This is a genomic window from Allobaculum sp. JKK-2023, from assembly GCF_034745455.1.
In the GTDB taxonomy this organism is placed as follows: Bacteria; Bacillota_I; Bacilli_A; order Erysipelotrichales; family Erysipelotrichaceae; genus Allobaculum.
Genome location: NZ_JAYERV010000003.1, coordinates 949,465 through 968,619, shown reverse-complemented (window position 1 = coordinate 968,619; position 19,155 = coordinate 949,465). Strand labels below are relative to the sequence as shown.

The following is a 19,155-nucleotide window of genomic DNA, read 5'->3' as shown; positions in this document are numbered from 1 at the left end:
CTTACATCTATAGATAATATAGAATCCAAAAATGATAACCTTTTCACAGGCTTTCAATGGCAGGAGTGAAACGGAAAGGGAAGTGGTGGATTGGTCAGTTCGGGAAATCTGTCAGTAAAATCTGTGAATGTTTACTCCTTTCGTATAAATCCAGCCAAATTCCTGAAAAATGAAGGGAATAAGATTACTAAAACAAAATGGTAAAATGATGGGATAAGCGTCGATAATTTTACTAAAATTTAATTGAAAACCCTACCAAAATTCATTGTATTCAATAAAACCCTATGTTATCATTCGGGTGTAATTAAAACGCAACCGCGTTCTCTTTGATAAAGAGGGTATAGAAAGGGTACAGAACGTACTATGGAATTTAACAAACTTTACAAAACAATGATGGTTGGTGCGATGGCGCTGTCCATGGCTGCCTGCTCCAGCAGCTCTGATTCTTCCACAGCTTCCAGTACTGCAGATTCAACTTCTGGCGCTGCAAGTTCCGGCGAAGGTGAAGTTTCTGTTTTCTACTACACATTCGGTGATGACTACATCTCCACTGTCCGCGCTGCTCTGGACAAAGATCTGTCCGATGCCGGCTTAGTCTACAACGACTACGATGGCGGCAACAACCAGACGACACAGACTGAACAGATTCAGACTGCAATCTCTAAAGGTTCCAAATGCCTCGTTGTCAATCTCGTTGACACAGCCAGCCAGGATGCTGCCAAGAACATCATCGATATGGCAGAAACGGCTGGAATCCCAGTTATCTTCTTCAACCGTTCCGTTGACGAAGAAGTCATCACGGCTTACGACAATGCTGCGTTCGTAGGCACTGACTATGAAATGGCCGGCAAAATGCAGGGTGACATGGTTGGTGACTACCTCAATGCCAACTATGACACCGTTGACCTGAATGGCGATGGCGCGATCTCCTACATCATGCTCAAGGGCCAGGAAGGAAACGCTGAAGCTGATGCTCGTACCCAGTACGGTGTAGAAAATGCAAATGCGAAATTAACTGCCGAAGGCCACGACGAGCTCGTTTATTACAAGAGCGATGCTCCAACCTTATACGAACTGGATAAAGATGGCGCATGGTCTTCTGCCCAGGGAACGGATATCGTCCAGAACGCTCTGTCTCAGTACAACGAAGAAAATGGCGACATGATCGAGCTGGTTATTGCCAACAACGATGGTATGGCTCTAGGTGCTCTGTCCGCATTACAGAATGCCGGCTACAACAATGGCGATGGCACAACAACCATTCCAATCTTCGGTGTTGACGCGCTTGAAGATGCAAAAACGGCAATCGATGAAGGCAAAATGACTGGTACCGTTAAGCAGGATGGCGAAGGCATGGCTGCTGCAATCTGCCAGATGGTTCAGAACATGCTCAACGGCAGCGACAAATTTGCTGAGCTGGATGCTGACAATGTCATCGGTACATGGCGTATTAACATTCCATATTCCGAATACAAAGCTGACTAATTCCAGTCATTCCATTTACTCTTGATATCTGATCTGATCAGCCACGGACATCCGTGGCTGATTTCAGATCATGGCGGTCTTTTGATGATCAGAAGGCCGTCATGATCTGAATCCAGCAGTTGTTGGACAGATGAATACAGAAAGGAAGTTTCATGAATCAGGAAACCAAAACAGCCAGCCCTGTAACACAGGCTGGCATGAAGAATACGACCGTTCATGATGAAACCTGGCAGAAAGCCCATCCCGTTGTTCTGGAAATGAAAAACATCAGCAAGTCATTTCCAGGCGTAAAAGCGCTTGATGGCGTTTCCCTCAATGTGCGCGCAGGTTCCGTTCACGCTTTGATGGGCGAAAACGGGGCTGGCAAGTCCACTCTGATGAAATGCCTGTTCGGGGTGTATTCCAAGGATGACGGAACCATCGTCTTTGATGGCGGGGAAGTCAACTTTACCAACTCCAAAGAAGCCCTCGAAAATGGAGTGGCCATGGTGCATCAGGAACTGAACCAGGCGCTCAAGCGCACGGTCATGGACAACATCTGGTTAGGACGCTACCCGACTAAATTCGGTCTGGTCTCCGAGGCCAAAATGTACAAAGATACCCAGGCGGTCTTTAAAAACCTCGAAATTGATGTCAATCCAAAAACCATCATGTCTACCATGCCAGTCGCCCAGCGTCAGATGGTTGAAATTGCCAAGGCGGTCAGCTTCAACTCCAAGGTCATCGTTTTTGACGAACCGACTTCCTCACTGACGGAAGAAGAAGTTGAACATTTGTTCAAGATTATCAACATGCTGCGAGATCGCGGCGTGGCGATCATTTACATCTCACACAAGATGGACGAAATTCTGCGCATCTCCGATGAGATCACCGTTATGCGTGATGGTCAGTGGGTGGCCACAGAATTTGTCGAAAATATGGACATGAACAAGATCATCAAACTGATGGTCGGACGAGAACTGACCAACCGGTTCCCGCCCAAAACAAACAAAGTCGAAGATGAAATTTCGCTTGAAGTTGAACACTTGAGCGGAATGTACTCCAAACTGCATGATGTCTCCTTCCAAGCCCACAAAGGCGAGATCATCGGTGTGGCTGGTCTGGATGGGGCAGGACGGACGGAACTGCTTGAAACCATCTTTGGCGTTGCCACCCGCAAAGAAGGAACTCTCAAACTTCATGGCAAAGAAATCAAGATTAAAACCCCAAAAGAAGCCGTTAAAAATGGCTTTGCATTGCTGACGGAAGAACGCCGGGCAACAGGGATTTTTGGAATTCTGGATATCAATGCCAATACGACCATTTCCAACCTGCCAAAATACGTGAAGTATGGTCTTCTTTCCGACAAGAAAATGAAGGAAGATACCGACTGGTCAATCAGGGCGATGCGCATCAAAACGCCTAGCCAGCAGACCAAAATCTCCACCTTGTCAGGAGGAAACCAGCAGAAAGTCATTCTCGGACGCTGGCTTTTGACCACACCGGAAATCCTGCTGCTTGACGAGCCGACGCGCGGGATTGACGTAGGCGCTAAGTATGAAATTTATGAGCTCATCAGCAACCTTGCCAATCAGGGCAAAACGGTTTTGATGGTCTCTTCCGAAATGCCGGAATTGCTTGGTGTGTGCAACCGCATCTTAGTCATGTCAGGCGGGCGCCTGGCTGGCGAAGTCGATGCTGACAAGACCAGCCAGGAAGAAATTATGACTCTGGCTGCCAAATACGTATAAGAATTAGAGAGGAATCATCATGTCAGAAACTCAGACAAAAAAGAAAAACCGGATGCAAATCTGGCTGGACGAGTACAAGGCGATGAACCCAACCGACAAACGTCGGGCGATTGGATCTTTGCTGCTCAACAACGCCATGTACATCATCATTCTGATCGCCGTGATTTTCATCGGCATCAAAGAACCAAAGTACTTTTCGATTAACTCAATCGTCAACATCATCAACCTGACGGCTTCCAAACTGCCCATCGCGCTTGGAATCGGTGGATGTATCGTTTTGACCGGTACCGATATTTCAGCCGGTCGTATGGTTGGTCTGGCTGCGGTAATCATTGCATCCATGTCCATTACCAACAACCGTATTTTCCCAGGGTTAGAACCACTTCCTATTATCGTTCCTTTACTGGCTGCGATGGCTGTGTGCGGATGCATCGGTTTTGTGAATGGGTTCTCTGTGGCAAAATTCAAGCTGCATCCCTTTATCGTGACCCTGGCTACCCAGCTGATCACTTATGGTCTTATCCTGATCTACCTCAAACTTGGGACTAACAACGGTCAGACGCTGTCCGGATTTGACCCGGTCTATCGAAACATCGTCAATGGAACGTTGCTCTCCTTAAGCGCAACCGCAAAAATTCCATTCTATGTTCTGTATGCCGTAATCCTGGTTGCTGTCATGTGGGTCATCTGGAACAAAACCACCTTTGGTAAAAATATGTTTGCGGTTGGTTCCAACGAAGAAGCTGCAACGGTATCCGGCGTAAACGTATCAAAAACTATCATTATGGTTTTCGTTCTTGCCGCGATCATGTACGCCTTAACCGGCTTTATCGATGGTGCACGTATCGCTTCAGTTAACGCCAATACGGGTCTGAACTACGAATGTGACGCCATTGCTGCCTGTGTTATCGGTGGCGTTTCCTTCGTCGGTGGTACTGGCCGTATCTCCGGCATTGTGATTGGTGTTCTGTTATTACAGATCATCTTTACCGGCTTGAACTACATGCAGGTTGACCAGAACTATCTGTACATCATCAAGGGTCTGATTATCTTGGTAGCCTGTGCAATTGATATGCGAAAATACCTTACGAAGAAATAATTTCAAGTCCTTATTCAGCCTGAGCCTTTTTGTTCGGGCTGTTTTTTTGTTCGGATTAAGAAGTCTGCTTTTTCAGGTATAAATTTTCAGATATAAAGCGGATGAGAAAGCAGATTTTCACAAAAGGGTTTGATGACTGCTGGTTTTAGTGGCAGCCAAAAGTGATGATCACAAAACCGAAAGACAAGAAACTGAAGCATTACAGATAGAAATGAGGAATAAAAATGAATCTAAACTCTCCAGCACCCAAAGACAAACCAATCCTTCAACCGAAACCAGCAGTGGAAGAAAAAACAATACCCGGATCTCCCTCCAAAATCCAAAAAGATGGCGGTCTGTACAAAAACCTGAATGTCCCGGTAAAAACCTTATCCATGGTGATCATTGGTGGTTTGATTGCGCTGGTCTTTCTGGCTGTTTGGGGCAGTCAGTCTGAGGGCTTTTCGGTCCGTTATAGTTCGCAAGGCGGTTCCGACGTCTCTGAGCAGACATATAAGTATCTGGAACCGTTAAGTAAGCCAGAACAGCCAACGCGCCAGGGATACAGCTTTGAGGGCTGGGCTATGGATCCAGCTTGTCAGATTCCTGTTGAATTCGGTTTGCAGGTTGAGCAGGCAATGGAACTGTATGCCTGCTGGAGTCCAAGTAAATAAGGACTGACTTAAACGCAAAATGTTTAGCAAGGCAAATCTAAACGATAACTCCCACATTTTCAGAACTAAAAAAGCGAATATATACCCCGAGAAGATACATACTAGCAGAATATAGATAACTTTAAGTGCAGTATATTGAAGTCGTTGTGAGTAAGCTAAATTAATTAATATGCGGGATTTTACCTTAGTCATAATATGACTAAGGTAAAATAGCTAACAATTAAATAACTTATTTGTAGATTAGTTGAAAATATATTCTTTAGTTAAAGCATATTTTATATTTTATCTATAGTCCCGAAACTCACTATCCCATTTTTATTAGTACTGCATTTCAGGGCGTTATCGTCTAAAGACCTTCAGACCCCATTCTTCAGAACATGGATCGGGAATCTTTGACCATTCAATGACCGAGTAGTTCAGGTCAACTCAAAGCAGGAGCAAGTCAGCAAATGCCAAGTATGGGCACCGAATAAGGAAAATATGGGCTGTAAAATCAAATTATGCGTAAATTTTGCGTAGATATTTGAAAAGTCGCAGGGCCTGTTTTATACTTGACCTATGAAAGGAGTCATTACACGAGAAGGCACCAATCATATTTCTGGATTTACAGCAGGATTGCATCGTTTGCAATCGTTCCTGTAGAAATTTATATTTTCACGCGATCTGGCCGATCTGCATGACGGAAACAAACTTAATTAAATTACAAAAACATAAATCAGAATTCCATCCCATTGGCTTTTTGTGTGGTCCTCGGATTTAGGACCACTTCAACAGTTCTTTAGGTAAAGAATATTGAAGAGCTGATTGTGGATAGAAAATATTCAGAATACGATTGAGATAAAAAGATAGCCTTGTGCCAGTACTTATTTGAATAAAAACTTGTTATTCTAAAAAAAGGAGGATACCGTGCCCGATAAAAACTCACTTTCCGAACCTGCAAAATATCTGGCTTTTCCAAAACCATGGATTGATAGATGGATTAAGCTGATTCTTCAATTCAAATTATTTCCGGCTTTTATCGCAAAGTTTGCCAATCCAGAAGAATGCGGAAGTCTTTCCATTGAAGAAATCATTCGCTTAATCAGTGATCCTTCCCGTCCGTTCCTGTTCGATTCCGATGTTCTTCATCAGAAAATGGCTCATACCTCTGTTGAAGATACCGACAGTTCTGGAACTGTCCGTTTTGATTACCTCAGTCATCTGCATAATGACCGCAAGGAAATCATGCTTTTGAATATTGAAATTCAGAATCATATTTCCATTCAAAAAATCGTGGACCGTACGATTTATTATGTGAGTCGTCTTTTCTCATCCCAGAAGAACAGCGACGATGCAGGATTTGAAAACGATAATTATGAGCAAATGACGCCGGTTCGTTCCATCTGGATTTTCCCATTTGCAGGAAAAAAGAGTCACTCCCTTCGAATTCACCTGCATAGCGATGAATTTATGTTAAGAATCGAGGGACAGGATGCAAAAATGGTTCTTCTCGATGAACTTTCAGAAGATATGCTGCCGTATGCTCTTGCTTTCCAGCACGAACTGGATATCACCATGATTTTCATTGGCGATGATTACGATCAGGCTATGGATAAGGATATGAATAGTCAATCGCTTGTCAATCCCGCTTTATATATGGGCATGCTTTTCCGTAATCCGAATCAGGCTGAAAAAATCAAATTCTTAGAAGAGAAAGGTGGGTTAACTATGCTGACAACCATTGAAAAACAGGAAATTAAAAACGTAGACGGTCTCAATTTTTTCTCAGACAGACAGATGAGACAATTTGATGAGATGGAGAAGCAGTTGAACGAATCCAAAAAACAGCTGAACGAATCCGAAAGACGTGCGCGTGAAGCAGAGAAACAGCTGCGTGAATTGAAGAAACAGCTGCGTGAATTGAAGAAACAGCTGCGTGAATTGAAGAAAAGCGGCATGGATGAGGATGCTATGAATAGACTCATCTACTCCTGGACAGAGGAAGAAAAATAAAAAAACGATTTAACCATGCTGACAACCATTGAAAAACAGGAAATTAAAAACGTAGACGGTCTCAATTTTTTCTCAGACAGACAGATGAGACAATTTGATGAGATGGAGAAGCAGTTGAACGAATCCAAAAAACAGCTGAACGAATCCGAAAGACGTGCGCGTGAAGCAGAGAAACAGCTGCGTGAATTGAAGAAACAGCTGCGTGAATTGAAGAAAAGCGGCATGGATGAGGATGCTATGAATAGACTTATCTACTCCCGGACCAAAGAAGAAAAAATCAAAAGGTGATAACTTGGTCCATTCCCAAATCTCGAAATAGTAGGGATTATTAAAATGCTTGTACTTGAGATTGAGTGCTCTTCAGTCTGCCCGTAAACCAAGTAGCTCAATCGATTCTAACGGTCGTTCAATGTCATTTAGCTAGAAAAATATGACTTTAAACTTTGTCTCAAAATTGAAGACAAAGTGAATGATCGAGACTGAATCCGGTCCTCATCCATTCATATGCACCAAATAAGCACAAAATATATTGATTAATCTGGATGTATTCGTCCAAATAGGTGCACTAAAAACAACTCTTTGATAAGAGCTGCTTTTAAGAAATTAACAAGCACATAACATTCATTAAATGCGCGTATAACGCACTTATCGGTAAGTGAACCATATCAAACGATTGGGATGGAGATTTCGTTTGAAGCTCCTCTCTGGTCGAACAGGTAGTTTTTCTCTGAGCAGCTCCTCAGTCAGAGCCTGAAACTCCGCTTTTGTAATTTGACGAATCGTTCGATTCTTCGTCCACTTCGGGGTGAACGTGTTCCTGATAGCCCGTATCGCCTTAGTTGTATTGATTTGGTATTCATAAGTTGTCTGATTCTCTTCTTTGTTATCTGATTGGGATGATTCAAGAACACACTTTTTGATCTCGGAAACCAGATTGTAGAAGATAAGGGATGAATAAATCTCCTGAATGATGTATTCTGCTTTTATCGAGTGGATACGTTTCATTCCTATTCCATATTTAAGCCAGGAGAAACTCTGCTCGATTCGCCACCTTAGGTGGTAAATAAATCCAAGAGCCTCCGGAGGAAATTCTGCTTCATCCAGATTGGTAATCAGTCCTTCCCAGACGTTGTCGCCAATCTCGATAGCTACCACCCTGCAGTCAAAATCAATAAATTCAGATTCTTGATCAATCTGTCTCATTGATTTTTTGACCAGGTATTTCATCTGGGGGTTTTCTTTTTCCTCTTTTCTTTGGTGGTGGGTAAGAATGCGGCTGATCTGCTGGTCTTCTGTATGGTCAAGCTGTGTATAAGTCAGGCAGCTATACTCTCGTTCTTTCATACGTATGAGGTATTTGTGCCCTAAGGATTCAATAAGCTTACACAATGGATAAGAAAAATACCCTCTGTCCATGACAAAGAGAAATGTCTCGCCAGGATAAGCTTCGTGAATCTCCTTGACCATTTTCATAGCAGCGGCCCGTTCGTCTTTGGACCTCTGGTCTTGAGTGACGATGGCTAGATATTTGTCATTAAGTACGTCATAGGCAGCGTTAATGTGAATACCGGCCCGGATGATGGTTTCCTTGTTCTTGGCATAAATGATGTAGTCAGGTTCATCTTCATTTGGCGCAACAGGTTCATTGGTTCCATCAAAGGCTATTACCCTTAGCCCTTTATATTTTTTATCCATGTAACAAAGTGCCAATATGGCTTTGTGCAGTGCTAAAAATACGCTGACTGGAGTTTTGGTTTTTGTCTGAACAAGTGCTGAAGCAGATGGTCTTACACTGCCCATGCCGAAATAGTTCATGGACAAATCGGAGAGTGTTGCCCCATTCCCGATAATGGATGTATTCAGGAAATGGAACAAGTTTATTTTTGATGATCGATAATGATTGCGTGAGAAAGCTCCTGTTTCAGAAGCAAGAATCTTCTCCTGTTTGTAGGCAAATTCCTCAAGGGATTTCATGAATTTTTGATAAATCACGGACGGCGAAGTAACTTTAGTTGCCATATTTTCCTCCTTATAAAGTTATGTTTTCAACGTGATAAGGATTAATTTAGATAATTATGGAGTTATTGTCAAAGTTAATTTTCGTTAAACCAGAAAACATAAAATCCACCATCTGTACACGGAGGCTCTTACGCAAATGTAGTTTTTAACACTGATAATCCTGGTGAATGAATAAGCTGGAATCATTCATGCTGTTGATTAAATAACATTACCTAATCTGAGATGAGTTTAGCTATCACGTTTTGGGTTATTGTCATTAGTAGTAATAACTATCGTTTATAATAGTCACAATGACTAAACACGCTATTTGCATAAGAGCCTACACGGATGGTGGACAAAAACTAAGCTAAATGACATTGAACGGTCGTTAGAAAAGAAAATAAGAAAAGCTGCCGTTGAGAAAATACTCTCAACGGCAGCTTTTTGAATGTGATTCCTTCGTTGATCAGGGCTTTCTATGGTTTTATGTGTCTTTGGTTTTATGTGTCTTTGGTTTTATGTGTCTTTTGGTTTCGCATTTTTTTTTGACACCTCTATTGAATCACTTATCAAACAGGCGAACAATTCCGATTTCTTCTTGAATTGATAAGTAAAACTGATCGATAATGGAGATGGAAGAATCAAAGAAATAACATGGAAAGATCTTTCGAAAAGAGTGAAAGACAACGTTCAGGAAAGATACAGAAACAGAAGTTCATCAGATCAATCAGGAAAAGAGTCAAGGAGAGAAGAGGATGTTTCCCAAAGAGATGGAATATTTTCAGGCGGTTGTGCAGACAGGAAGCTTTTATGATGCCGCTGATGTCTGCCATGTTTCCTAGTCCGCCATTTCTCAGCAGATCAAAAAACTGGAAGCCGAGCTGGGTGTCGAGCTGCTGGAGCGGCATAACCGAACGTTTTCCCTGACGCCGGCTGGCAATTATTTTTATGGACAGTCCTTGAAGCTGCGCAGACAGATGGATAAGACGGTTGAAAAAACCAGAGAGATTGCCAGACCCAGGCAGGAAGCTTTACGGATCGGCTGTTTCAGCGGCATCCAGATCGATGAGCTCTCTTTGGCAATTGCAAAGTTTGGCCAGATTTATCCGGATGTTTCACTTTCGATTACCATTGGCTCGCATGAAGAGCTGTATCTGGGCATGGAAGAGGGGAGCATTGATCTGGCCATCAATGACCAGCGGCGGGCTTTTTCAGATACCTACAAAAACATTATCCTGGCTCAAAGCCAGATCCAGATTGAAATCGCGGCCAGTCATCCTCTGGCTCAAAAAGAGCAGATTGATCTCAATGATCTGGAAAATATGAACTGTATTCTGGTGGCCAGTCCAAAATCGCAGGAAAACGAGAAACAATATTACCGACAGGTGGTTCAGATTCGCTCGCCATTTGTCTTTGCCTCTTCATTACCAGAAGCAAGGCTGCTGATCTTAGGCGCTCAGGCGTATTTACCAGTGGATGTTGTGGAGGGGAGTGCCTGGTTCGATACAACCGTAAGCCGTCTGCCATTGATTCGCGATGGCAGCCCGGTTTATAAAAACTGCTGCCTGTTCTGGAAAAAGGAAAAGGCCATCCCTTCGCTGGAAGCTTTTGCCAGAATTCTCCTGGAACAGTTTTAGGGATAGAGAAGTTCGAAGCCCAGAAAAAACAGAATCGCAGCAAATAGCCTCCGAATAAGAGGTGTAAACAAGGTGTGGATCATCGCAGAATCGTTTTTGTAAAAAAGCAGACCGCTTCCATGAAGTCGACTTTAGCCAAGTCGGACTATTCCGAAGTATTTTAAGGAAGAGTCAGACAGATACGGTGCATTGTCCGGCAACAACTGGATAACTTGCCTTATAATGGCAAGGAAAATAGTCGTAACAAGTATAAAGAGCAGGTTAGAGAGTCAGCTCTGTGATCCTGCACCAACCTCACGTAAGGTGGTCCAGCTGACGAAGATACGAAGCGCTAGAACATGTTTTCTAAGCATACTTCGGTATGCTTTTTTTTAAAGGAGAAAATTAATGAAAGACTATATTTTTACCAGTGAGTCGGTTACTGAAGGGCATCCTGATAAAGTCTGCGACCTGATTGCGGATTCTATTGTGGATGAAGCTCTGCGCCAGGATCCGAATTCCAATATGGCTGTTGAAGCGACGATCAAAGATGACTTTATTCTTGTATATGGAGAAGCCAATACCAAGGCCAGTATTGACTACGAAACAATTGCCAAGGATGTCCTCAAAAAAATTGGATATCCTGAAGAATATCACGTTACGACTGTTGTCAATGAACAGTCTCCTGAAATCCATAATGCCGTTAACAAAACGGAAGATGGCAAGCTGGAAGTTGCAGCCGGAGACCAGGGCATCATGTTTGGGTATGCCACCAATGAAACGGAAGAATTCATGCCGGCTCCCATTTATTATGCCCACATGCTTTCCCGCCAGCTGACCAAAGTCAGAAGAGAACATCCAGATCTTTTAAAACCAGATGGCAAGACGCAGGTTTCTGTTGAATATAAAGATGACAAGCCAGTGCGCATTGACACGATTGTTCTTTCCACTCAACATTCCAAAGATCTTTCCCAGGATGATCTGAAAAAACTGGTGATGGAAGAAGTCATTAAACCTGTCATTCCAGCCAATATGCTCGATGACAAGACCAAATACTTCATCAACCCAAGCGGTTCTTTCGTGGTGGGCGGATCCTTTGGAGATTCCGGAACCACCGGCCGTAAGATTGTCTGCGATACATATGGCGGCATGGGGCACATTGGCGGTGGTTGTTTCTCTTCTAAAGATCCAACCAAAGTTGACCGTTCCGCTGCGTACTATGCACGCTGGGTAGCCAAAAACCTGGTGGCAGCCGGTCTGGCCGATAAAGCAGAAGTTCAGGTTTCCTATGCGATCGGCCGCAAAGAACCTGTTTCCATCCTTGTCGATACGTTTGGCACGGGCAAGGTCAGTGACAAAGAAATCATGGATATCGTCAAAAAGAACTTCAACTTTGAAGTTGGCAATATCCTCGAAGAACTGGATTTAAGACGTCCGATTTATGCCCGCACCACAAACTATGGACACTTTGGCGATCCAGAACTGCCGTGGGAAAAAATTAAAGAATTAAAACGCTAAGGTTTGCGCATTTAATATCCTGTTACGAATTTTCATCCTGTCGGGCGTTGATGCTAGATAGGTTTTTAAGGACATGGAGCGGGAATCCTCGGCCATTCAATGACTGAGTCGTTCACTAGACACAACAAGAACTACAATCAGGCAGCAATTCTCGCAAAATGAATGCAGATTCTGCCTGGATACACAAGAAACAGTCCAGCGATCGATTGTATGCATTAGTTAGATTGACTTAACTTCCGGAAATCTTTACACTGAACGTATGAAACCAGATAAAAAAGACCCGAAGCTGACGGAATCCGTAGAAGACTATCTTGAGTCAGTCCTCGTTCTTTCCAGCCAGCTGCCGCACGTTCGCAGTGTGGATGTAGCCAGTCACTTAGGATTTTCCAAACCTTCTGTCTCGCATGCAGTGAAAATGCTTGCTGAAGAAGGCTTGCTGGAAGTGACCCCAAACAAATTTCTGCTTCTGACTGAGAAGGGAAAAGAGGTTGCGCAAAGTACTTATCAGCGACACGTTTTCTTTACAGATATGCTGACCAGCATTGGCGTGGATCTGGATACTGCCCAGGAAGATGCCTGCCGGATTGAGCATGTGATTTCGGAAGAGACGTTTCAGGCTATTCGTCAATTTTACAAAAACCAGGACAAAGAGCAGACGGAAAAATCAGAATAAACCGTCTGCTTTTTTTGCATGTCGTTTTTTGTACTGATTTTTCAGGTGGCTTTTAATGTTCTTCGGACCATCTTCAGTTCATCCAAGTGCCTTGCCTGACCAAAATTCCATACAATCAATCTAGACTTACATGAGAATCAATAACGACAGGATCCATAGGATCCCAGGAGAATTTTGAATTTATGAATGCAGAAGTTCTAGCCCCGGCCGGTAATCGGGAAGCTTTAGATGCCGCTTTTGCGGCAGGTGCCGACGCCGTTTATTTCGGGCTGCCTTTATTTGGTGCCAGAGCGTTTGCCAAAAACTTTTCCCTTGAAGAAGCACGAAAAGTCATTGAACAGGCGCATCTGGCTGGAAAAAAGATCTATATCACGATGAATACGCTGATCGAAGAAGACCGGATGGAACAGGCGTTTGAATACGCCAAAGCCCTTAATGAGATGGGGGCGGATGCGCTGATTATTCAGGACCTCGGCCTGATTCATCTGCTTCACCATCGGCTTCCAGATCTGGAACTGCATGCCTCCACGCAGTTATCAGTGACAACACCCTATCAGATTGAACAGCTGCGCAAACTTGGGGTTTCGCGCGTTGTTCTGGCCCGCGAGGCGACGTTAGATGAAATTAAAGCCTGTGCCGCAACCGGAATGGAACTGGAAGCGTTTATTCATGGTGCCTTATGTATTTCCTATTCCGGACAGTGCCGGTTTTCGCAGGTCCGCTATAATCGTTCAGGAAACAAAGGGGCCTGCGCCCAGCCGTGCCGCATGGAATACACCCTCGAAGAAAATGGCAAGCCAGTCAAAGCTCAGGGACGATTCCTGCTTTCACCGCGTGATCTTTCGTTAGTGCGTAATATCTCCGAACTGGTCGATGCCGGCGTGTATTCACTTAAAATTGAAGGGCGGATGAAATCCCCTGAATATGTTTATGAAAGTGTCAGCGCGGCCCGCAAAGGCGTTAATGGCAAAAAACTGACCAAAGAGGATATCACCGCCATGCAGACAGCTTTTAACCGCGGCTATACCCTTGGCCATACCTTTGAAAAGACTGGTCTGGATCTGATGAATCCGGTCACAAGCAACCATCAGGGAGTACCCATTGGCAAGGTTCTTGGTCAGAATAAGGACAAAGTCAAAATCAAACTGGATCAGGATCTTTTTCAGAATGATGGGCTGCGTTTTGTGCAGGGCATGCAGTCTACGGGTGGCAATGCCAACTTTATTTATGATGGCAAAGGAAAACTGATCTCCAAAGCAAGAGCTGGCGATGTAGTTGAAGTCAAAGTCAGCGGCCATGTCCCGCCGCATGCCGAAGTTCGCCGTACATCCAGCTTCGTGATGCATAAGGAAGTCGAAAATGCGATCAAGAAGGTTCATCCCCAGGCGCCAGTTTCCTTTACGCTCGAAGCGGATGCGATTGGAAGTCCGCTTCGCTTAATCGCAAAAGATGGTGAACATACCGTGACGGTCGATGGCCCCAAACTGCAGGAAGCCAAGACGGCTCCGACAAGCAAGGAGCAGATTGAAAAATCGCTGACGAAGACCGGGAATACCTGGGCATATATCAATACAGTCATTCTCCACCTGCCCGAGCAGGCCTTCCTGCCGGCCAAGGTGCTTAATGACATGCGACGCCAGGCTCTCGATGAGCTGGAAACTCTGCGCCTGCAGCCAAAACCTTTTCGCGTACTCGATTATGATTTCCACCCAGAAAAACCATCGCCTATGCCAAACATTGTCGAAATCATGCGCAAAGATCAGAGCCTGGACGATGGCCTGATGCAGGTCAGTGAATTTCCATTCAAGGATGTTGTCCATAGGGCATCGCTGTACAAGGATGAAGGACTGTTCACCGATCATTTAGGCAAAGGCCGAATTGTTGAAAGCATGAACATCACCAACTCTTACGCTCTGGCTGCCTTACTGGAGCTTGGTTACGATGGCGCAGTTCTGTCTTATGAAATTACCGATAAAGGCCGCAGGGAGATGCTGGAAGCCTTCAAAGAACGGTATGGCTTTGATGCACCAATCATGCAGACCGTCTATGAAAAACCAAGACTGATGTTGATGAAACACTGTCCGGTGAATACGACCTTAAAAGATGGAAGCCGCACCAACTGCAGTCTGTGCCGGCAGAATCGGTACACCCTCAAAGGCAAGGACGGCAAGACGGCTATTCTGTATGGCAATCCAGACTGCCGGATGCAGATCTTTGATGAACATCCAATCGATACCATCGATGAAATCCCGGAATACAAAGACCTTGGCATTGAGAGTTTCCGGATGGTGCTCACGGATGAAAATGCCGAAGAATCCAGGAAATTAAGGGAACAATTCAAAAAAGAATTGAGCGCTGACAATCAGCTGGTTTAAAACAATTTCAATTCTATTCATTCCTGAAATCATGATCGTTTCGATGCAATTTTACCAAAGCAGAGCCTCAGGTATACGGCGCTATGAAAACCGAAAGGTAAGCGATAAATTGATTATGGAAAAGGAAACTGACCGGAATTTCATAGTCGTTCGCGAAAGCAAAAGCCACTGTGATATAATTACGCCGTATAGAAGGCAAAGGAGGAAATATTACATGCCTATTATTACGGACGTCTACGCACGTGAAGTCCTCGATTCCCGTGGAAATCCTACTGTAGAATGCGAAATTACAACTGAATCCGGTGCTTACGGACGCGCTATGGTACCAAGTGGTGCTTCTACTGGTGAAAGAGAAGCTCTCGAACTTCGCGACGGTGACAAAACTCGTTACCTTGGAAAAGGAACAACGAAAGCTGTTGAAAACGTAAACACAAAAATTGCTCCTGCTATCATCGGTATGGATGTAACTGACCAGATCCTGATCGACAAAACAATGCTCGAACTGGATGGAACAGATTTCAAATCCAACCTTGGTGCAAACGCTACTCTGGCAGTTTCCATGGCCGCTGCATGGGCTGCTGCTGACTACTATGGCATTCCTTTCTACAACTACGTTGGTGGATGCAATGCTCATGTAATGCCAGTTCCAATGTGCAACGTTATCAACGGTGGAAGCCATGCCGACTCCACAGTTGACTTCCAGGAATATATGATCATGCCAGTTGGTGCTACTTCCGAAAAAGAAGCTGTACGGATGGCTGCTGAAGTATTCCACAACCTGAAATCCGTTCTGAAAGCTAAAGGCTACAACACAAACGTTGGTGACGAAGGTGGATTCGCTCCAAGCTGTGTAGACGGAAACGAAGAACCTCTCGAACTGCTCGTTGAAGCAACGAAAAAAGCCGGCTATGTTCCTGGCAAAGATATCATGATCGCTATGGACGTTGCTGCTTCTGAATTCCACAACCACGAAACTGGTCTGTACGAACTGAAGAAATCCGGCGGCGGAAACAAGACTTCCGATGAAATGATCGAAATGTACAAAGAATGGGTTGAAAAATATCCAATCATCTCCATCGAAGATGGTCTTGGCGAACGTGACTGGGACGGCTGGAAGAAACTGACAGACGCTCTTGGCAAACGTATCCAGCTGGTTGGTGATGACCTGTTCGTAACCAATCCAAAGATCCTTGCAGAAGGTATCGCTAAAGGTATCGCAAACGCAATCCTGATCAAAGTTAACCAGATCGGTACTTTAACTGAAACATTCGATGCAATCGAACTGGCTCAGAAACACAACTACACAACAGTTGTATCTCACCGTTCCGGCGAAACTGAAGATTCCACAATCGCTGACATCTCCGTTGGTACAAACGCTGGCCAGATCAAAACAGGTTCCCTGTCCAGAACTGACCGTATCGCTAAGTATAACCGCTTAATGCGCATCGAAGACGAACTGAACAAACGTGGAACAGTATCTATTGCTCAGTACCCAGGCGTAGACGCATTCTATCAGTTAGACATGGCTGCTGTTGAAGCTGACATGGCTAAACAGAATAACTAAGTATTCCTCTGACTTCGAAAGAGAAGGTCCTCGCGATCTTCTCTTTTTCTATGCCTTTTTAAATCGAATACTCTTTTCGGGCAGGGAAGGAGAGTTCAAAGCACAATCCTGAAAGCTTCCAAAATTGTTCCTGAAATTTTCTGTTTATTGTTCATAAATTAAAGACAAATGCAGAAATGGTTCATTTTTACAGATGGCCTGTTTTGTGATTTCTAAAAAAGAAGCAGCTCTTCAAAACTGAATCAATCTGGCGTATTGATGAAGAATCAACCTTTTCTTCCAGGGTTAAAATGCTCATAACTATCAGGGTTTTAATCTTTCTTTAATTTATGGACTGCTTAGGATAGCCAGTGAATTCTGATTACAGGGATTTTAGAAACCGCTTCAAAGAAGAGTAGAATAGGATTAATTATCCGCTTTCTTAAGAAATTGGTAAGAATTACAGTAGGACAGTCTTTTGACTGGTTGAGTCTGGTTGTTTATGTCTGATAGACTGTTTCCAGATCGCCTCCCGATTTTTTTAGTGGAAGGGCGGCGCTCAATCCAGAAAAGGAGGACATATGATGAAGTGGACAACAAAACTTTCGGGACTTGTCTTTGCGATGCTCATGGCTGTTCAATCCAGTTCAGCAATTCTGGCCAATGAAACCGTCGCAGCCGAATCAGCTAAACTTTCAATCCCTGTGCTCTTTAAAGAAGATCATGTCAACAATCAGCTCGACTTATCCAGCATTGCGCATGCTGCAAAAGTCGAAAAATATAGCGAAGGACTCCTGGTCGCAGCCAATGTCGATGGAACTTTAAAAGTTAAAGTTAATGATGGCTCGGTCAATGTTCAGCCAAAATGCCTGGCGATTTCCGATGAAGATAAAGATCGTCTGCGCAAGGAACAGGAAAAAGACGCGCAGAAGCAGGAACGCCGTGAAGAGGCGCAAAAAAAAGTCGATGCCAGCCGACCTGCCTCCAGCGAGGAGGATGATGAAGATGGGCTGACCATGGACGAAATTGAAGCCCGCGCATTGGCTATGACGGATGGTGATTTCACTTACGAATACAATGGAGAAGTCCTCAATCCATCTGCCGGCACCATCATGGGTCCTTCCGGCAAGGAAACCTACTACAATCTGCCAATGGAGGGCGTCATTGAAATCATGCGCTCCATTGGCAATACCGACCGCTACTGGGTCCGCGAGGATGGAGTAAAAATGTTAGGCAACTATGTCATGGTTGCTGCCCATCTGCCAACCCGCCCAAGAGGCTCTTTGGTTCCAACTTCTCTTGGCATGGGTATTGTTTGTGACACGGGCACCTTTGCGCTGAGCAACCATACCCAGCTTGATATCGCGGTCAACTGGTAATCAAAGCTGCTATCACGAGATGAAAACAAGAAATTCGAAATACCAGATCATTGCACAAGAACTGATGATTGAACAAGAGCTGATCCTTGAAAAGGATGTAGGTGTTCAAAACAACAATACAGTTCGGATTTTAGGAAGACATCGACATCTTTGTTGGTGTCTTTTATTTTCTTTATTTTTGCCTTCATGGGCTGAAGGCAGGTGCTGCCAGCATGTTGAGCAAGATCTCTGTTATCAGATTCAATGTTCATGCTTCATTTCCAGCAATAAGGAATCAGAAAGTTAAAGAAAATACTCGACCCGGTGAAACAAGCCTTCGGCTTTTGCGTATATGCAAATATCAAAGAAAGGAGCGGTTTCAATTGGAAGCGTAAGATGCCGGTCTATCGCAGGTAGAGGAATGGATCCGCAGATGAATCGGCCAAATATATATTGCCTTCCAGTCAGGATGAAAAACCAAAAGGAAAGGGGATATTGTAATGGCATGCAAAATGATCGAGGAAGTATTCAATGAAGGAAAAGAAGAAGGCAGACAAGAAGTAAGAGCAGAGATCGCTGGCCGTTTATTGATCGAGTCAGACTGGCCGATTGAGAAAATTGCCAGAATTGTTGAGCTTCCAGTTGATAAAGTCAGGAAACTGAAAGTAAAGCTCGAATCCAAGAGATAAGTCCAAGAAGACAGAAATCCAGTCGTTATTGGATCTGGCAAGCGAGTCGTTTTGATTGATGCGCTTACCATGGCTGCAGATCAGGCAGATATGAATTGTCATCCAGCCAGGACTGGACTGAAGCCGAAAGAGGCAGAGGAAATCCGAATGACATGCAAAATTATTGAAGAAGTAAAAGAAGAAGGAAAAGAAGAAGAAAGAGCAGTGTTTGCTGGTCGTTTATTGGAAGAGTCAGAATGGTCAATTGAGAAAATTGCCAGAATTGCTAATCTTCCCGTTGAAGAGGTCCAGCAATTACAAGCCGCACAGGTCGCTTCAACAGGGGGGCGTCCTGTTGAAATTGTTGATCAATAAAAGACTTCGATAAGGAAGATAGTCAGAACTATTTCTATTCATAATAACGATTTTGTTCTACAGAAAGAAAAC

At 44.1% G+C, this 19,155-nt stretch carries 15 protein-coding genes and 1 pseudogene; 15 read left to right on the top strand and 1 reads right to left on the bottom strand.

All coding sequences use genetic code 11. From position 1 onward, the window contains the following. Positions 1 to 363: 363 nt before the first annotated feature. The 6 genes from U4956_RS03905 (at position 364) to U4956_RS03880 (ending at position 7,247) form a co-directional block, all read left to right on the top strand. Positions 364 to 1,485: a galactose ABC transporter substrate-binding protein gene (locus tag U4956_RS03905; RefSeq protein WP_323089167.1), complete on the top strand. Its 1,122-nt coding sequence runs from the start codon at positions 364 to 366 to the stop codon at positions 1,483 to 1,485. Between the two features lie 197 nt (positions 1,486 to 1,682). Continuing rightward, on the top strand, positions 1,683 to 3,215 hold the full coding sequence (locus U4956_RS03900) for a sugar ABC transporter ATP-binding protein (protein ID WP_323091447.1): 1,533 nt from the start codon (positions 1,683 to 1,685) through the stop codon (positions 3,213 to 3,215). A 19-nt stretch (positions 3,216 to 3,234) separates the two neighbouring features. Continuing rightward, on the top strand, positions 3,235 to 4,314 hold the full coding sequence (locus U4956_RS03895; protein WP_323089166.1) for a galactose/methyl galactoside ABC transporter permease MglC: 1,080 nt from the start codon (positions 3,235 to 3,237) through the stop codon (positions 4,312 to 4,314). Positions 4,315 to 4,538: 224 nt separating this feature from the next. Beyond that, the gene (locus U4956_RS03890; RefSeq protein WP_323089165.1) at positions 4,539 to 4,967 is read left to right on the top strand and encodes an InlB B-repeat-containing protein; all 429 of its coding nucleotides are present in this window, start codon (positions 4,539 to 4,541) and stop codon (positions 4,965 to 4,967) included. Positions 4,968 to 5,873: 906 nt separating this feature from the next. Beyond that, on the top strand, positions 5,874 to 6,959 hold the full coding sequence (locus U4956_RS03885; protein WP_323089164.1) for a hypothetical protein: 1,086 nt from the start codon (positions 5,874 to 5,876) through the stop codon (positions 6,957 to 6,959). A gap of 15 nt (positions 6,960 to 6,974) precedes the next feature. Then, the gene (locus tag U4956_RS03880) at positions 6,975 to 7,247 is read left to right on the top strand and encodes a hypothetical protein (protein ID WP_323089162.1); all 273 of its coding nucleotides are present in this window, start codon (positions 6,975 to 6,977) and stop codon (positions 7,245 to 7,247) included. A 357-nt stretch (positions 7,248 to 7,604) separates the two neighbouring features. On the opposite strand, the gene U4956_RS03875 is transcribed toward U4956_RS03880, so the two are convergent. After that, entirely contained in the window at positions 7,605 to 8,978 is a 1,374-nt protein-coding gene (locus U4956_RS03875; RefSeq protein WP_323089161.1) for an IS4 family transposase, read from the bottom strand. An 827-nt stretch (positions 8,979 to 9,805) separates the two neighbouring features. On the opposite strand from U4956_RS03875, the pseudogene U4956_RS14385 reads away from it, so the two are divergent. The 9 genes and pseudogenes from U4956_RS14385 to U4956_RS03835 form a co-directional block, all read left to right on the top strand. After that, positions 9,806 to 9,883, top strand: a pseudogene (locus U4956_RS14385) (LysR family transcriptional regulator); the annotation flags it as partial. Between the two features lie 51 nt (positions 9,884 to 9,934). Continuing rightward, on the top strand, positions 9,935 to 10,594 hold the full coding sequence (locus U4956_RS03870) for a substrate-binding domain-containing protein (RefSeq protein WP_323089160.1): 660 nt from the start codon (positions 9,935 to 9,937) through the stop codon (positions 10,592 to 10,594). 387 nt (positions 10,595 to 10,981) lie between these two features. After that, a complete protein-coding gene (gene metK, locus U4956_RS03865; RefSeq protein WP_323089159.1) occupies positions 10,982 to 12,091 on the top strand; it encodes a methionine adenosyltransferase in 1,110 nt (369 codons plus the stop codon). A gap of 259 nt (positions 12,092 to 12,350) precedes the next feature. Continuing rightward, on the top strand, positions 12,351 to 12,764 hold the full coding sequence (locus tag U4956_RS03860) for a metal-dependent transcriptional regulator (RefSeq protein ID WP_323089157.1): 414 nt from the start codon (positions 12,351 to 12,353) through the stop codon (positions 12,762 to 12,764). A gap of 182 nt (positions 12,765 to 12,946) precedes the next feature. After that, on the top strand, positions 12,947 to 15,139 hold the full coding sequence (locus tag U4956_RS03855; protein ID WP_323089156.1) for a peptidase U32 family protein: 2,193 nt from the start codon (positions 12,947 to 12,949) through the stop codon (positions 15,137 to 15,139). A 214-nt stretch (positions 15,140 to 15,353) separates the two neighbouring features. After that, positions 15,354 to 16,703 (top strand): phosphopyruvate hydratase, encoded by a 1,350-nt coding sequence (gene eno / locus U4956_RS03850; protein WP_323089154.1) that lies wholly within the window; start codon positions 15,354 to 15,356, stop codon positions 16,701 to 16,703. Positions 16,704 to 17,266: 563 nt separating this feature from the next. Beyond that, entirely contained in the window at positions 17,267 to 18,061 is a 795-nt protein-coding gene (locus U4956_RS03845; protein WP_323089153.1) for a hypothetical protein, read from the top strand. A gap of 479 nt (positions 18,062 to 18,540) precedes the next feature. Then, positions 18,541 to 18,729, top strand: a complete 189-nt coding sequence (locus U4956_RS03840; protein WP_323089152.1) for a hypothetical protein — start codon at positions 18,541 to 18,543, stop codon at positions 18,727 to 18,729. A gap of 51 nt (positions 18,730 to 18,780) precedes the next feature. Continuing rightward, positions 18,781 to 19,083, top strand: a complete 303-nt coding sequence (locus U4956_RS03835; protein ID WP_323089151.1) for a hypothetical protein — start codon at positions 18,781 to 18,783, stop codon at positions 19,081 to 19,083. Positions 19,084 to 19,155: the final 72 nt, after the last annotated feature.

Coding starts and splice junctions, on each gene's coding strand:
- U4956_RS03905 (WP_323089167.1), top strand. CDS start 364: ATGGAATTTAACAAACTTTACAAAACAATGATGGTTGGTGCGATGGCG.
- U4956_RS03900 (WP_323091447.1), top strand. CDS start 1,683: ATGAAGAATACGACCGTTCATGATGAAACCTGGCAGAAAGCCCATCCC.
- U4956_RS03895 (WP_323089166.1), top strand. CDS start 3,235: ATGTCAGAAACTCAGACAAAAAAGAAAAACCGGATGCAAATCTGGCTG.
- U4956_RS03890 (WP_323089165.1), top strand. CDS start 4,539: ATGAATCTAAACTCTCCAGCACCCAAAGACAAACCAATCCTTCAACCG.
- U4956_RS03880 (WP_323089162.1), top strand. CDS start 6,975: ATGCTGACAACCATTGAAAAACAGGAAATTAAAAACGTAGACGGTCTC.
- U4956_RS03875 (WP_323089161.1), bottom strand. CDS start 8,978: ATGGCAACTAAAGTTACTTCGCCGTCCGTGATTTATCAAAAATTCATG.
- U4956_RS03870 (WP_323089160.1), top strand. CDS start 9,935: ATGGATAAGACGGTTGAAAAAACCAGAGAGATTGCCAGACCCAGGCAG.
- metK (WP_323089159.1), top strand. CDS start 10,982: ATGAAAGACTATATTTTTACCAGTGAGTCGGTTACTGAAGGGCATCCT.
- U4956_RS03860 (WP_323089157.1), top strand. CDS start 12,351: ATGAAACCAGATAAAAAAGACCCGAAGCTGACGGAATCCGTAGAAGAC.
- U4956_RS03855 (WP_323089156.1), top strand. CDS start 12,947: ATGAATGCAGAAGTTCTAGCCCCGGCCGGTAATCGGGAAGCTTTAGAT.
- eno (WP_323089154.1), top strand. CDS start 15,354: ATGCCTATTATTACGGACGTCTACGCACGTGAAGTCCTCGATTCCCGT.
- U4956_RS03845 (WP_323089153.1), top strand. CDS start 17,267: ATGAAGTGGACAACAAAACTTTCGGGACTTGTCTTTGCGATGCTCATG.
- U4956_RS03840 (WP_323089152.1), top strand. CDS start 18,541: ATGGCATGCAAAATGATCGAGGAAGTATTCAATGAAGGAAAAGAAGAA.